Here is a 15,617-nt window from a genome sequence, read left to right as displayed (position 1 = left end):
GCCAACTCTTATGTGACGCGCCAGGTGACTGTCGCGTCACGGGCCACATGACATCAATGCAGTGGCAAGCATAACGAACAGATAACGTCGGATCTCGATGTGAAGGCCGATGGTCCGCGCTACGTTTCTGCAGGTGGTCGGCAATCGATCGGCGGACTGCTTCGTTGTTTGAGTCTCCCTCCCCAGGGTTGACACGTCAGGCAGGAAGGGAAAGGCTCCGGACACATGCAAGTTGCATGCCGGTCGATGCGATGACGCTGGATCGGCGGCGCGACAACTGAAGACTCCACCGGCACGGGGGCCGTTCGCACGATGTCTGGCTCTGTGAGCGGTGGGCCGATTCGGGTGCTGAGCACCTGGTCCTGGGGAGGATTCGGCCTTGCGAAACGGGAGCTGTCGCTGGCTGTTGGCCGGCGCATTGAGCATCGTCATGATCATGGGTTCGGGTGTGCCGGCGTTCGCCGCACCGTCGAGTGCCCAGCAGCCCGCGGATGATCCGGGCGGGTTCTGGGATCCGGTTCGCCGCTTGTTCGGGGTGAGCACCGCGCCTCGGCCGAAGGAGCCGCGGAAGTCGGTCGACCTCAAGCTGGACGGGGTGCCGCACGACGACCCGGCGACGAAGGGCAAGGCGTGGGCGCCGGCCAAGCGGGTCAAGGAGCTGACCGCTCGGCGTACGCAGAACGCGCGGTTCTATCAGCTGTCGGACGGCCGGATGCAGGCCGAGGTGTCGCAGACTCCGCTGAACTACCGCGACGGTCGTACCTGGAAGCCGATCGACCTCACCGTGCGTACCGGGTCGGGCGGTTGGGCGTACCAGAATGTCGCCAACGCGTTCACCTCGCGTTTCGGTGACCGCAGCGACAAGCTGGTGCGGTTCGAGTCCGGTGGCCGGCACCTCGAGCTGGGTCTGGCGGGAGTGCCCGCGGACCTGACGCCGAAGGTCGCCGGCTCGACGATCACGTACCCGGGCGCGGCGAGTGGCGCGGACGTGGTCTACGAAGTAACGCCGACGACGCTGCAGGAGGACTTCGTCCTGGCGAAGGCGCCGGTGGAGCCGTTCGCGGTGACGATGTCGATCAAGACCGGCGGTTTGATTGCGCGCCAGGCGGCCGATGGGTTGATCGAGTTCACCGGGCCGGACGGCGGCCGGGTGCTGTTCGTGATGCCCGCGCCGTACATGTTCGACTCGAAGGACGACGCGAAGTCCGACGTCGGTAAGACGATGTCGCGCAGCGTGGCGCAGACGCTGACGCAGCACGGTTCGACGGCGGAGATCACGATCGTGCCGGACGCGGCCTGGTTGGCCGACCCGGCGCGGCGGTATCCGGTGACGATCGACCCCACGGTCAAGATCCAGCCGGTGCCGTCGGACGGGCAGGACGTCGAGATCTACTCGGGATCTCAGAACGCGAACTATAACGGCACCTACCAGTTGCGGGTCGGCACCGAGTCGGTCAACACGTGGCGGTCGCTGCTGCGGTTCCCGCTGACGGGCATTCCGGCTGGTACGCCGATCGACGACGCGCAGTTGCAGCTGTACTACTCGCAGACGCACTGGGACTGGTCGTACGACGTGGCTCTCGAAGCGCGTCGGGTGACCAGTTCCTGGGACGAGTCGACGGCGACCTGGGGGAGTATCAACACGGCGATGGCGGCGCAGCCCGCGGGGAACGTGATCGTGGTCGACGACGGCGACGCCGGGACCTCGTTCTCGGGCACCTGGCCGTACTCGGCGAACGCGTTGACGGCCAAGGCGATCGGCGCGGACTACCGGTACAACAACGACGCGACGGCCGGCAACACGCACACGTGGACGCCGACGATCACCGAGGCCGGGGACTATCAGGTCGAGGTGCACTTCACGTCGGAGTCCGACCGGTCGACCGCGACCCCGTACACGGTGTTCTACAACGGCGGGTCGAAGGCGTACACGGTGGACCAGACCGGTGCGGCCGACGGCGTGTGGAAGACTCTTGGGGTGCATCCGTTCGCGGCGGGCACCACCGGCAAGGTCGTGCTCGGCGACGTGGCGAACAAGTCCGTCATCGCCGACGCCGTGCGGTTCACCAAGTGGGGCACCACCACCAAGAAGCGTGGCGTCTCCAGCGTCTGGAGCAGCTTCCCCGTGCGCAACGTCGTGCAGGATTGGGTCAACGGCACGCAGCCCAACTACGGCTTCATGGTCAAGGCCGTCGACGAGGCCGACAAGGGCCGGGGTGGTCCGGTCTACGAGGCGTCGGAGTACGCGTACGACAACAACCGCCGTGATTACAACCTGCCGAAGCTGGTGGTGACCTTCGGCCGACCGGCCGTCGCAGTGGATCCACCGACCACCATCACTGCGACAGGCGCAGCTTTGACATGGCCGGCTTACACCGACCCGTCGACGGCGACCGGGGACGACATCGTCGAGTACCAGGTGCACCGCAGCGTCAACCAGACTTTCGTCCCGTCAGCCGCGACCTTGGTCGCCCCGGTGGGCAAGACGTCGCTGGCTTATCAGGACACGACCGCGACGCCGACGCCGACGGACGAGACAGATCCGCTCAAGCGGCACTTCTACTACTACATGATCGCGGTGAAGACCGCCGACGGTCAAGTGATCGCCGGGCCGACCCAGGGTGTGCTGCTGCCCAAGGCTGGTCGCATCACCAAGGTGTTCCGGGAAGCGTCGGCCAACCAGGTGCCTGACACGACGCTGTCGGCGGCGCAGCCGACCACCAACGTCAACGTCTACGACGGCGATCCATACGTGTCCCCGGGCAACAACTCCAGCGTGTACGGCGACACCCGGGGCCTGGTGAAATTCACCAATCTGACGGGCGTCCCGGCGAATGCGAACGTGGTCGGCGCCGAACTGGAGATGTGGAACACCTATCTGTATCCCGGGGACGTTACCAACGGCAAGGCCGACGTCCACCGGCTCACCCGTGCCTTCGACGAGACTACAGCCACCTGGAACAGCGCCGCCTCAGGCACGGCCTGGACCACGCCTGGTGGCGACTACGACCCGACCGCCGAGTCCTACTTCGACGGATTCACCAACGACCCCGAGTGGGAGTCGTGGACGGTCACCAACACCGTCAAGAGCTGGCTGACAACGCCGACGTCGAACTACGGCTTCCTGCTCAAGATGCGCGACGAGTCGGTGTCGACCCAGCGCAACATGCTGCTGTCCAGCGAGGCCGCCGAGCCGATGCTGCGCCCCACACTGCGGGTCACCTACCTCGAGCCCACAGCCGAGTCGACCTACTACGCGCCGGCAACGGCCGGGCTGATGACACCCGCCAGCACCTACCCCGTCACCGTCTCAGTATCCAATCCCACGGGCGTGGCGTGGTCGGCCGCGAACTGGGAGCTGTCCTACCACTGGACGCTGCCCGACGGCACCGACGTCACCACCAGCGGCAACCAGGTCGCGACCGCGTTGCCCCGCGACATCACCGCCGGGTCGACGGCCGACGTCGCCGCCACCGTCAAGACCCCGGCGTCGTCGGATCCGGCGAACAAACGCACCGACTACGTGCTGCGCTGGGAGCTGCACAACAAGACCACCGGCCAATGGTTGTCCGCCAGTAACGGCATCGCGCCACTCGACCAGAAGGTCGCGGTGGAAGAGCCGACCTCAGACCAGTTGGGTCTGGAGAAGTTTTACGCCTACACCGGGACCAACACCGGCGCGGGCTCCACGCTGATGAACAATCTGCACGCCGGAAACACCGTATGGTCCTACAATGCGTTCACCAATCCGTCGCGCGGACTGTCGACGTTCGTGCGGATGGCCTACAACTCGCAGGACACCACCGACAGCGTCGCCGGTTACGGATGGTCGGTTCAGGCGTCGTCGCTGATGCGCCTAGGCACCCCCTTGGACTTCCACCCCAACCCGAACCCGACGACGGTGAAACTCACCGACGGCGACGGCACAACACACACATTTACATGGAATGCGACAGCGGGGGAGTGGATCTCACCCAAGGGCGTGCACCTGTACCTGCAGCAGCTCGTACCATGCACGCCGCAGACCGAGCAGTCTCGCGCCTGGACGATCACCCGGCCGGACCGGACCGTCTTCTACTACGACTGTGACGGGTATCTGTCGTCGATTGAAGATAACAACGGCAACCTCATGACCTTCACATACGAGGTCCGCCGATCGCAGAACAAACCCACAAAGTTCCTGCGATACATCACCGACGCCGCCGGACGGCAGACCCTCACCATCGCCTACTGGGCCAAAGGCGACACCTACGATTACGTCAACGACACAACGTGGACCAAGGTCACCGGGCAGAACAATCTGACCAACCCCAAGATCATTGACCATGTACGCGCGATCACCGACATATCAGGCCGCACGCTGAACCTCACCTACACCGACAAGGGACTACTCGGCGAGATTGTCGATGGAGCGGGCGCTGCCCAGCCGAAGGTGTTCGGCTTCCAATACGACATGACCCAAGGCAACAAGAACGTCAAGCTCGTCAAGGTCACCGACCCACGCGGGCATGGCACGGGCATCGCCTACTATGACCTGCCCGACGACGACCCCAAATTCCATTGGGCGACCAAGAGCTACTCCGACCGGCTCGGCAACCCGACCTCGTTCGCCTACACCGATCCCGACGGGCAGGCCGGTGACACAATCTCCACAGCGGTCGTCGACCCGGAACATCACTCGACTACACGCTTGACCGACGGATTCGGACGGCCGTTCCAGACCACCAACGCCAAGAACGAAACCACCAAGCTCGGCTGGGATACCGACCACAACGTCATTCGGCTTGAAGAAGCCAACGGCGCCGTGTCTACCTGGGCGTACGACCCGAAGACCGGCTACCCCACCGCGATCAAGGACGCCGAGCAGGTCAAGAACGGCTGGCCCGGCACCACCTTCGCGTACCAGACCGGGCTCAACGGCCACTGGGCCGACCTGATCGCCAAGCAATCCTCGGAGGGCCGGCGTTGGACCTTCGGATATGACACCGAGGGCAACCTCACCACAGTGACTGATCCCATCGGCACCAGCACCCCCGCTGACGGCGACTACACCACCGTGAACACCTACGACTCGTGGGGCCAGCTGCAATCAGCGAAGGATCCAAATGGGAACACCACCAGCTACAGCGGCTTCGACCCCAACGGGTACCCGACGGTAATCACGGACGCACTGACGAAGACGACTCACTTCGCCTACGACGTGCGAGGCAACGTCCGCACGGTCACCGACCCGTTGGGCAAGGAGACGACGCAAGACTACGACGCCTTCGGCCGTCCACTCGTCAAGACTGAACCCAAGGATCAAGCTGCTGGCAAATTGATCACCACGCCGGCACCCGCGTACGACGCCAATGACAACGTCACCGTCAGCGTTGCCGCTAACGGGGCTACCAGCACCGCGGTGTACGACAACGCAGATCGCGTCACCTCCTCGACGGCTCCGCTGGACAATGCCGGCGATCCTGAGCGCAAGACCTCCTATACGTACGACAGGGTCGGCAACTTGATCACTACCACGGAGCCGATGGGAAACCTGACTCCAACCGTGGGCGACTACAGCACGATCAACGCATACGACGAGCTCTATCAGCTCACCGAGATCACCAACGCCGACGGAAAGAAGCTCACATACACCTACGACAACGTCGGCAACGTGGCCACGATGATCGACGCGAGGACAAACGCATCCGCGGATCCCAACGACTTCACCCGCAAGTACGAGTACGACACCGCACACCGCGGCACGAAGGTCACCGACGCGATCGGCAAGTTCACGACGAACACCTATGACAAGGACGGCCTGATCATCGCCACCACCGATCAGGCTGGCAACACAACCATCAAGATCCTCGACGCCCGCGGCAAGCCCATCGAATTGAAGGTGCCGCACGTCAACGCGGGCAGTTTGCAGTACAGAACTACACGCACCGAATACGACCAGGCGGGCAACATCGTCAAGGTCACCACGCCACGCGGGGGCGCCACGACGGATGACCCTGACGATTTCGCCGAAGTCATCGTCTACGACCAGCTCAACCGCAAGAAGGAAGTCCGCTCGGCCTACGACAAGGACGACTCTCGCTATGCGTCCGCCGACTCGACCTTCTACTCGTACGACGATGCCGGTCGCCTAGTCAGAGTGTCAGCGCCTCCGTCTAACGGTCAGGCAGTACGCAACGACACCGCTCTCACGTACTACGACAACGGATGGACGCGCACGTCGACCGACTCGTGGGACATCGTGACCTCGTACGACTATGACAATCTTGGCAAGCAGACGCTACGGCAACTGACGAGCGCGGGAGGTTCCTCTACGCGCACGATGACATGGCAGTACTACCCAGACGGGAAGCAGAAGACCCGGGCAGATGACGGTGTCCCGGTGGGTAAGCAGGTTGTGCTTGTCGACAACGCCGACGCGCAGAATGTGACCGCTACTGGCACCTGGCCCACAGCGGCCACGGGTGGGCAGTACGGCTACGACCACCAGACGCATGCCGCCGGCTCAGGCACCAACACGTTCGCCTGGAAGCTCAACATCCCGCAGACCGGCACCTATGAGGTCTTCGTACGCTACCCACAGGTCAGCGGAGCTGCGACCGACGCCAAATTCGCCGTCGAGAACGCGAGTGGCACCACAGCCAAGACCGTCAACCAATCCACCGGCGGCGGCGCCTGGACCAGCCTCGGCTCGTACCCGTTCAATGAGGGCTCAGACAAGAAGATCACGCTGTCCGACCAAGCCGGCGGCACAGTCGTCGCCGACGCGGTCAAGCTGGTGCGCGACAACACCGGGGAGACCGACAGCGAGAAGCACGACTACAGCTATCTCTACGATCCCAACGGAAACCTGATCACGATCGCCGATGCGTCCCCCAGTGCGCGGGTCGACGCCTACACCGTCGATTACACGCAGCTGAATCAAGTCAAGACCGTTGCCGAAAGACATGGGTCGACACTTCTGAACACAAGCTCGTTCACCTACAACGAGAACGGCGCACCCGCCACCCAAACCCACGACACCGCGTACAACTCGTATGAATACGATGCGCGCGACTTGCTGAGCAAAGTCACCAACGGAACGTCGGCCTCAGACCCCGCTCCCAAGATCACTACGTTCACCTACACCGACAAGACCGAACGGCTGAGCGAAGCCAAGGGCAACGGCAACACCGTCGCATACACATACTTCTTCGACGGACTCCTGAGGACCCAAACCGAGAAGAGGCCCGACGGCACACTCGTCTCTGACCACGCCATCGACTACGACCTCAACGGCAACCGAACGCACGAGGTCACCAAGAAGATGAACGCCGACAACCACGGCGTGTACCTGACCACCACAGCCGACTACACCTACGACCCACGCGACCGCATTGCCAACTCCACCACTACTGGGGACGGCGCCGGATCCGAGACGTACGTGCACGACGCAAACAACAACGTGGTATCTCAGACGATCAAGGGCATCACCACGACGTCCACCTACAACCGCAACCGGCTCATCACCACCACAAGCGCCGGCACGACCTCTGCCTACAACTACGACCCCTTCGGGCGGCTCGACACCGTTACCGCCAACGGCACGCTCATCGAGCGCAACATTTACGACGGCTTCGACCACATCGTGGAAAACCGCAAGAACCTCGGCACCAGCACCGCCGTCACCCGCTCGACCTTCGATCCACTCGATCGCACAGCGGCCAAGACCACGGATGTCGGTACGTCGAAGGAGAAGACCACCGCATTCAACTACCTCGGCCTGACGACGGACGTGCTCAACGAAGAATCCGCCGGGAAGATCTCGAAGTCCTACCAGTACTCGCCCTGGGGTGAGCGGCTTTCCCAAACCACGACCAGCGATAGCGGCGGATCCGAAGACGGCTACTACGGATACAACCCGCACACCGACGTAGAGCAGCTAACCGACAACTCTGGCGACACCAAGGCCACCTACGGCTACACCGCGTACGGAGCCAACGACGACTCCCAATTCACCGGAATCGACAAGCCCAACCCCACGGACCCGACTAAGGAGCCGTACAACCCGTACCGGTTCAACTCAAAACGTTGGGACCAGCAAAGCGGGACCTACGACATGGGCTTCCGTGACTATGACCCGGGCCTCAACAGGTTCCTCACCCGCGACGCGTACAACGGTGCGCTATCCGACCTCAACCTCTGCCAGGACCCTTGGACCGGCAACCGGTACGCGTTCGGGGCCGGCAATCCAATTACCAACGTTGAACTCGATGGCCACCGGTTCGACGACGGCGGAGCCGGCGGCAGCCGACCAACCCTCTGCACCGCGACCAACATGATGAGCGCGAGCTGTGAAGGCCAGCGACCCCAGCTCGTTGCTCCGCCGCTCGCCCCGCCCGCTCTGCCACCGCTGCCGTTCGCGCCACCACCGGCGGCGCCCGTGGAACCCCCACCCGTCCCACCCCTGTGGCTCCGAATGGCCCCGACACTGGTTCTGCTGATGATGCTCGGCGGCGATTCGGCACCCGATCCCCGCTACGTGACCGATACCGAGATCGAGGACAAGGAACGTGGCTGCGCCGGGCAGACGAACTCACTGTCGACGATCGAGTACCTGCCACTGGACGACCACGGCCGAGCGCGCGGAGCATTCGCCTGCCTAACGCCCAGCGCCACCGCCATCGACAGCCGTGCCCCACGAACCCCGAGGGGCTACCTGTCAGGCACCCACGAGCGCGGACATCTGATTGCTCGCCAGTTCGGCGGCTCCAGTGACCTGGAAAACATCGTCCCCATGTATCCCCATGCCAACGGCTGGACCGGCATGGAAGGCGTAGAACAGCAAGTCAGGGCCCGCCTGGACCGCAACGAACGCGTCTTCTACGCCGCCATTCCCCGATACAGCTCCAACGCTGTCGACTACGTGCCGTACAAGATCGATGTTTACATTTTAAGCGCGAGCGGGTTCGCTCACATCCAGGTGTATAACATGCCCTAACTGGCCAAATCCCTCGCGTGGTCCGGCAGCAGGCGATGGTGTCGGACCACGCGAGGGATAAGGTATGAGAAACGGGCGATATGGGGAGGCTTCCATCGTGCAAGGCCGCGACGACTGCGTGACCCAGCTAGCCGATCTGGCCGGGATATCACCTGTGTCATCTCAAACCTACGACTGGGCCGCGATCGAAACATCGCTCGCTGGCCTCACCTTGCCCAGCGACTACAAGAGACTCATACAGACGTTCCCAGATGGGAAGTTCCGGGACCTCGTCAGGATCATACGCCCGGGCGACGTCGGTAGTCCTCGAACCGATTACCTCGGGTTCTACGCCAACTGGCTAGAGGACATGCGCCAATGGCGCGCCGACGGCGACGGACTCTTTCCGTACCCTATCCACCCAGAGCCGGCTGGCCTACTTCCATTCGCCGAAGGCCCGGGCGGCGAGATGTGCTTCTGGCTGACCAATTCAGGTGATCCAGATGCATGGCCTGTCGTGTCCGCTGATCGCGACTTCCTGCAATGGCAGGAATACCCTGGACCGATGTGCCGCTTTCTCAGCGCGCTAGTCGAGGGAACCATCCCTAGTCCGTTCGATCCTGCGACAGCCGTCGGATCGGCAGCGCCGGCGTTCCGGCCGATCGGTGCTCAACCATCGACTGCAGTTGCGGCTACTCCAACACAACCCGGAACAGCTGCGCCACTTTGGGGGAGACAGCCGCCGCAGAACGAGTCCGCCGAGCTACTAGCCGTGATCGGCGATGCTCCAGCGGCTCCGTCCGCCGATTGGACCCAAGTCGCGAAAATCCTCGGCGTAGACCTGCCGACCGACTACCAGACCATCGTCGACCACGTTGGCGTCGGCGTCTTCTGTGACATTCGCATTCTTGGACCCGACCCGTGTCCAGACTTCAACCTGACTACCGTCCTCGCCGTCGAAGCGGCGCGTGTCGCCGCGTCACACGCGGGCGTGATGGCTGCCTACCATCCCCAGCCGGCTGGCGTCATTCCCTGGGGAGTGACAGCAGACGGATGGATCTGCGTCTGGCGCACGCTGCAGAACGATCCCAACCTGTGGACAGTTGCCATGATCGCCCCGAACTTCAACACGATCTTCCACGACGAGCTCTCCTTCAGCTCCTTCCTGCTGAAATACTGCGGGCAGCGCGACCAAACAGGCGTATTCTTCGGCCGGGCACCATGGCAAGGCGGAGCGACCTTCGTAGGTCATCGACACGAATAGTGGGAGTGGCGACGGGCAGTGTGGACGCGCACCCGTGGGCTGCGCGCGAGTGACGACAGTCGCTTCGCCATGCCAATTGCGCGGATCTCGCTAATGGCTCACGGCGTCATTGCGGCTCGCACTGCGAACAGCGGTGTTCAAGTAGGAGAAGAACCACCGCCGGGCGCTGCGTGTCTGCTATGGACAGTGACTTGATGGCGTTGCAGGTCAGCCCATAGATTGCACCACATGAACACGTCCTACGGGGCGTGCATCACGACGGTGGGGGTTCAATCCCCCCTCGGACACCACGATCCACGCGAAACGAACATCGGCTTCCGCGAATCGTAGCTGGTCGCAGGCCATCACCGTGGAGCACTCGGGATGCACGCCGTCATACTCCGATCGAGGGTCACTCCCTCGGTAAACGCCTCGCCGACCCCATGGGCCGGTGGCGAGCATGAGGCGCGTGCCACCATCCGACTGCCCACCCGAACAGCCGATCGCCGCGCTCATCCCCGCAGCCCTGCCGCGAGCGCGGCCTGAACCTGCCCCGGTGGGCGATCTGCCGCCCACCCCCCAGGGCGACGGCGATGTCACGGCGTACGCCTGCGCGCGCCTGACCCCGTCCGGCGTGATCCGGGCCGGCAAGGTCCTCACCGCACTCAGCTGGCTGCCGCACGATCGGGTCGCCTTCACCGTCGAGCACGGCTGCATCGTCGCCGCCCTGGCCGATCACGGCGGCCGCCCGATCGGCGCGGGTGGGTCCCTGGTGCTGCCGATTGCGGCCCGGCGGATGTGCGCCATTCTCACCGGCTCGCAGGTTCTTCTCGCCGCGCTGCCCGACGCTGGTCTGCTCGTGGTCCATCCGATCGCGAGGATCGACCGGCAGTTGGCCCGCCGCCACGGCCAGATCGTCAGGGGACGCGATGGCCGCCCCGGCTGACCGGGTCGCGGACGCGTGGCGGATGCTCGCCGACCTCGGCGTCACCATCACCGACCTGCGTGACGACCTGCGGGCCCGGCACCCGATGCCGACAGTGAAGGAGTATCTGCCGGTGGTCGCGGCGGCGGCCGGACCGGGCGCACGGCGCACCTACGGCAACTACTGGACACGGATGGGCGCGATGTGGGGCGACCGGCGCCTGGACGAGGTCACCGCCACCGACATCGAAACGCTGCGCCACGAGACCGCAGAATCGGCGGTGTCGCGGCGCAACAGCCGGCACGGCCGGCACGCCGGAGAACACGTGATCGCCGCCGCCCGCGCCTTCTACAACCTGTAGGGGCTCAATACCCCCGTACCTGCGGTGACCTGCGGCTTCTTGATGATCTACGCGGCGCGTTCGTACTCGTTGATCAGCCCGCCGAGGATCGGTTTTCGGCGTATCCGCCGCTGTTCGGCAAGGTCGATGACGGTGGCCGGTGGGCGTGGCGGTGACAGGTCAAGGGCCCGATGCGGCCGGCTGTGGTTGTAGTGTCGCACGTACTCGGCCAGGACGTGGCGAAGATGTCGCTGCCCGAAGATGAGCATCCGGTCGGTGAGTTCGCTGAGTAGTGTTCTCACCCACCGTTCGGCGTAGGCGTTCGCCCGCGGGCAGCGCGCCGGGGTCTTGATCACTTCGATGTCGGCACCGGTGAAGATCGCGGCGAACACGTTCGGGAACTGGCCGCCGCGGTCGCGGATGAGGAACCTACCGGTGCGCTCACCGAGGTCCATCAGCACGTTGCGGGCCGCCTGCGCGGTCCAGGCCCCGTCGGGGTTGGTCGTGACTCCCAGCACGTGAACGTAGCGGGTCCCGACCTCCATCACAAAGAACACATACACGCGTTTGAGGGTGAGCGCGCAGTCGACGTGCAGGAGGTCGCAGGCCAGCACCGTCTGCGCCTGGGTGCGCAGGAAATGTTGCCATGTGGTCTGCGCGCGCTGCGGTGCCGGTGGGATGCGGCGGCGGCGTAGTAGTCGCTGGATGGTGGTACGGCTGACGTGATGGCCGAGCTTACGCAGTTCACCCTGGATCCGGACGTAGCCCCAGGATGGATTCTCGACGGCGAGCCGTCTGATCAGATCGGCGAGGTCCGCGCTCACCGGCGGTCGCCCGGCGTAGTTGGAATACGTCCACTTTCTCGCGACAAGGCGACGATGCCAGGTCAGCACCATCGCCTGGGTCACCAGCCGCCACGCTTGCAACTGCTTGGGCAGCAACCGGATCAACGCGGCGAGGACGGCACGGTCAGGCCAACTCAAGCGCGGCTTCGCGCCTTGCCGCCGTAGGAGCGCCACCTCGTGCCGTAGCACAAGGATCTCGGCGTTCTTGGCAGCACTGGTTCGGGTGATCAGCACCAGCCAACCCAGCACCCGGCAGAAGATCAGGTACGGCAGACGAGGCGACACAATGCACCATCATCCCCCCAGCCCGACCTGCCATGTCACCGCTGGTCAGCGCCACAACGGACGCTGCTGAGACGGGCTTGTGCAGTCGCGGATCCTGTTTTCACCATTTCGCGAAGCTTGTGACGGTCTCCGCCTTGGACGTACTGCAGCAGGTCGCGCACGTCCGCAGGGATGTGCTGCTCACTCAGATATTCACGCAGACCTGCCTCATCAAGCTGGCAGTCTCGTGCGATCCGGCCGAGGTCACCTACCAGCGTGCGGGACTTCACGTCGTGAACGATCAGTTTGATCGCCATGGCAATGTCGACGCCATACCGCAGGTGAGCGGCGGTGCTCGCCAACAGCTGCAGGGCGGCGACTACCGCGAGGCCGCCACGCTACGGGGCATGTAGGACGTTGCTCAGAAAATCTATGGTGCCGGGAGTAGACATTCGGAGAGAGGTTGGTTAGAGTTCCTGAAGTAAGCAACAAAGGAACATGAAGACGCCGACGTAACATTGCCAGCCCATGCTGGTACTGGACCACGAAACATCGAGCTGGAGCTGCTCTGGGCAGCGCACCGCCCAAGGCAGTACGGATCGAGCACCAACCGGGTTGCTGCATAGACCCGGGCGTCGCCGGTGAGGCCATGTAGGTGAGTGGGGCTTCGCCGGAGCAAGATCTGCCGAACGTGCAGGGGCCATGAAATTCGCGTGGGGTTCCAGCACCGGCGGAAGATCCGACAGCACGACAGCACCATGTAAGGAATTACCGGTTAGCAGAGGAAAGGGAGGGCTGGTACACCGTTGGATCGCCCGTTTCAGGCTGCTTCGAGTCTGGCGGTCACCGATGTTCCCATCCGCACGAAAGGTGGTCTCGGTCACGCTTATGCGATCCCCGCGCCTGGCGCCGTTCATGGCAGCCCGCGCGGAACGACAAACCGGCGTCATGTCGCTGGTGATGGTGTTCTACCCGTAACCCCGGGCCCCGGCGCTTGCGCGCCGGGGCCCTCGTCATGAAGGTGAGAATGAGTCAGACCACTCAGGAAATGTTCGACGACGACGACTACCCGGCCTACACCATGGGCCGCGCCGCCGAAATGCTCGGCACCACGCCCGGCTTCCTGCGCAGCCTCGACGAGGCGGAACTCATCACCCCGCAACGCTCCGAGGGCGGCCACCGCCGCTACTCCCGCTACCAGTTGCGCCTCGCAGCCCGCGCCCGCGAACTCGTCGATCAGGGCACCGCCCTCGACGCCGCCTGCCGCATCATCATCCTCGAAGACCAACTTCAGGAAGCCCTACGCCTCAACCAGCCCCAAAACCCCAGCTGACCGCGCCCACCGGCAGCTCGCCGCGCACCGACGCCGCTGTACCACTGCGGCGTCGGCAAAAGTGTCCCTTGACGTCCCCGGTCACGGCGGCAACCTTCACGCAAAAGCCGTCAAAGGGCACTCGGCCCGCAGACCGAGGCCGAGGTCGATCACCTGAGCCAACATCGCAGCGCATAGAGGACCGCGCATCGGCGTGCCCGGGATGTAGGCCCGAACTGGTGTCACCGTTGACATGGACTGAGCCCAATGGCTCTATGGGTGGGCCTCATCGAGGCCCTGTAGGGGCTCATAACCTCGTACCTGTGGTGACCTGCGGCTTCTTGATGATCTATGCGGCTCGTTCGTACTCGTTGATCAGCCCACCGAGGATCGGTCTTCGGCGTATCCGCCGCCGCTTATCAAGATCGATGACGGTGGCCGGTGGGCGTGGCGGTGACAGATCCAGGGCCCGGTGCGGCCGACTGTGGTTGTAGTGCGTCACACGTACTCGGCCAGGACATGGCGCAGGTGTCGTTGGCCGAAGATGAGCATCCGGTCGGTGAGCTCGCTGCGTAGTGTCCTGACCCATCGTTCGGCGTAGGCGTTGGCCCGTGGACAGCGCGGCGGGGTCTTGATCACTTCGATGCCGGCGGCGGTGAAGACCGCGTCGAACATGTTGGTGAATTGGCCGCCGCGGTCGCGAACAAGGAACCCGAACCTGTCCGCGTGGTCGCCGAGGTCCATCAGGAGGTTGCGGGCAGCCTGCGCGGTCCAGGCTCCGTCGGGGTTCGTCGTGACACCCAGCACGTGGACATAGCGGCTCGCCACCTCGATCACGAAGAACACGTACACCCGCTTGAGCGTCACCGCGCAGTCGACATGCAGGAAGTCGCAGGCCAGCACCGTCTCCGCCTGGGTACGCAGGAACTGCCGCCACGTGGCCTGCGCACGCTGTGGCGCGGGCGGGATGCGCCGTCCGCGCAGTAGTCGCTGGATGGCGGCCCGGCTGACATGGTGCCCGTGCTTGCGCAACTCGCCCTGGATCCGGACGTAGCCCCAGGTCGAGTTCTCGTCCGCGAGTCGTGCGATCAGGTCGGCGAGTTCACCGCTCAGGCGGGGCCGGCCACCGCGGTTGGGGTAGGTCCACTTCCTGGCGACCAGTCGTCGATGCCAGGCGAGCACGGTCGCCGGGGTCACCAGCCGCCAGGCCTGCAACTGCCTGGGTAGCAGCCGGATCAACGCCGCGAGGACGGCACGATCGGACCAGGACAAGCGCGGCCTCGGATGCCGCCGCCGCAGGATCGCTACCTCGTGGCGCAGAACGAGGATCTCGGCGTCCTTCGCGGCAGTCGTTCGCGTGAGCAGCACGAGCCAACCGAGCACCCGGCAGAAGATCAGATACAGCAGGCGAGGCGACACAGTAGACCATCATTCCTCAACCGACCTACCACACGTTGCCGCTGGTCAACGCCGTAACGGAAGTAAAGAGCCCCTACAGCCCATAGCGGGAGCAGACCTCCTTCATGCGGCAGGCGCTAGCGGCGTCGAGCCGATCCTGCTCGCCGCCGGATGGGAACTCCTCGAAGCACGCCACGCCCGTGCGACGGCCTTGAACGCCCCACTGGACAGTCGACCCACCGCAGCTCTGCCGCAAGCTCGCGTGATCGGCTGGCCGGCGAACCGAGCCGCGGGGTCAGACTCACGCAGCAGAGAGTGGTGTTCAAGTAGG

8 protein-coding genes are annotated in these 15,617 nt (G+C 64.3%); 6 read left to right on the top strand and 2 right to left on the bottom strand.

Features of this window, described 5'->3' with window-relative positions:
- Positions 1-379 precede the first annotated feature (379 nt).
- The 4 genes from HDA40_RS09625 to HDA40_RS09610 all read left to right on the top strand — a co-directional run bounded on the left by HDA40_RS09625 (position 380) and on the right by HDA40_RS09610 (position 11,488).
- Complete coding sequence (locus HDA40_RS09625) at positions 380-8,980, top strand: golvesin C-terminal-like domain-containing protein (protein ID WP_253754113.1); 8,601 nt, start codon at positions 380-382, stop codon at positions 8,978-8,980.
- 97 nt (positions 8,981-9,077) lie between these two features.
- Positions 9,078-10,223 (top strand): hypothetical protein, encoded by a 1,146-nt coding sequence (locus tag HDA40_RS09620; protein WP_253754111.1) that lies wholly within the window; start codon positions 9,078-9,080, stop codon positions 10,221-10,223.
- 448 nt (positions 10,224-10,671) lie between these two features.
- Entirely contained in the window at positions 10,672-11,148 is a 477-nt protein-coding gene (locus HDA40_RS09615; RefSeq protein WP_253754109.1) for a hypothetical protein, read from the top strand.
- Positions 11,132-11,488 (top strand): integrase, encoded by a 357-nt coding sequence (locus HDA40_RS09610; RefSeq protein ID WP_253754107.1) that lies wholly within the window; start codon positions 11,132-11,134, stop codon positions 11,486-11,488. The genes HDA40_RS09615 and HDA40_RS09610 overlap by 17 nt, the downstream gene beginning before the upstream one ends.
- 47 nt (positions 11,489-11,535) lie before the next feature.
- On the opposite strand, the gene HDA40_RS09605 is transcribed toward HDA40_RS09610, so the two are convergent.
- Entirely contained in the window at positions 11,536-12,597 is a 1,062-nt protein-coding gene (locus HDA40_RS09605) for an integrase core domain-containing protein (RefSeq protein WP_253754105.1), read from the bottom strand.
- A gap of 134 nt (positions 12,598-12,731) precedes the next feature.
- Between HDA40_RS09605 and HDA40_RS09600 the strand changes: the two genes are divergently transcribed.
- Positions 12,732-12,989 (top strand): hypothetical protein, encoded by a 258-nt coding sequence (locus HDA40_RS09600; RefSeq protein ID WP_253754102.1) that lies wholly within the window; start codon positions 12,732-12,734, stop codon positions 12,987-12,989.
- A gap of 635 nt (positions 12,990-13,624) precedes the next feature.
- Positions 13,625-13,909 (top strand): helix-turn-helix domain-containing protein, encoded by a 285-nt coding sequence (locus HDA40_RS09595; protein ID WP_372502851.1) that lies wholly within the window; start codon positions 13,625-13,627, stop codon positions 13,907-13,909.
- Positions 13,910-14,386: 477 nt separating this feature from the next.
- Here the strand turns inward: HDA40_RS09595 and HDA40_RS09590 are convergent, their stop codons facing one another.
- Positions 14,387-15,307 (bottom strand): IS3 family transposase, encoded by a 921-nt coding sequence (locus HDA40_RS09590; RefSeq protein WP_253754097.1) that lies wholly within the window; start codon positions 15,305-15,307, stop codon positions 14,387-14,389.
- Positions 15,308-15,617: the final 310 nt, after the last annotated feature.

It is taken from the genome of Hamadaea flava, assembly GCF_024172085.1.
Taxonomy (GTDB): Bacteria; Actinomycetota; Actinomycetes; order Mycobacteriales; family Micromonosporaceae; genus Hamadaea; species Hamadaea flava.
Note: the sequence above shows the minus strand (reverse complement) of the source record. Positions and strands in the feature narration are given on the sequence as shown.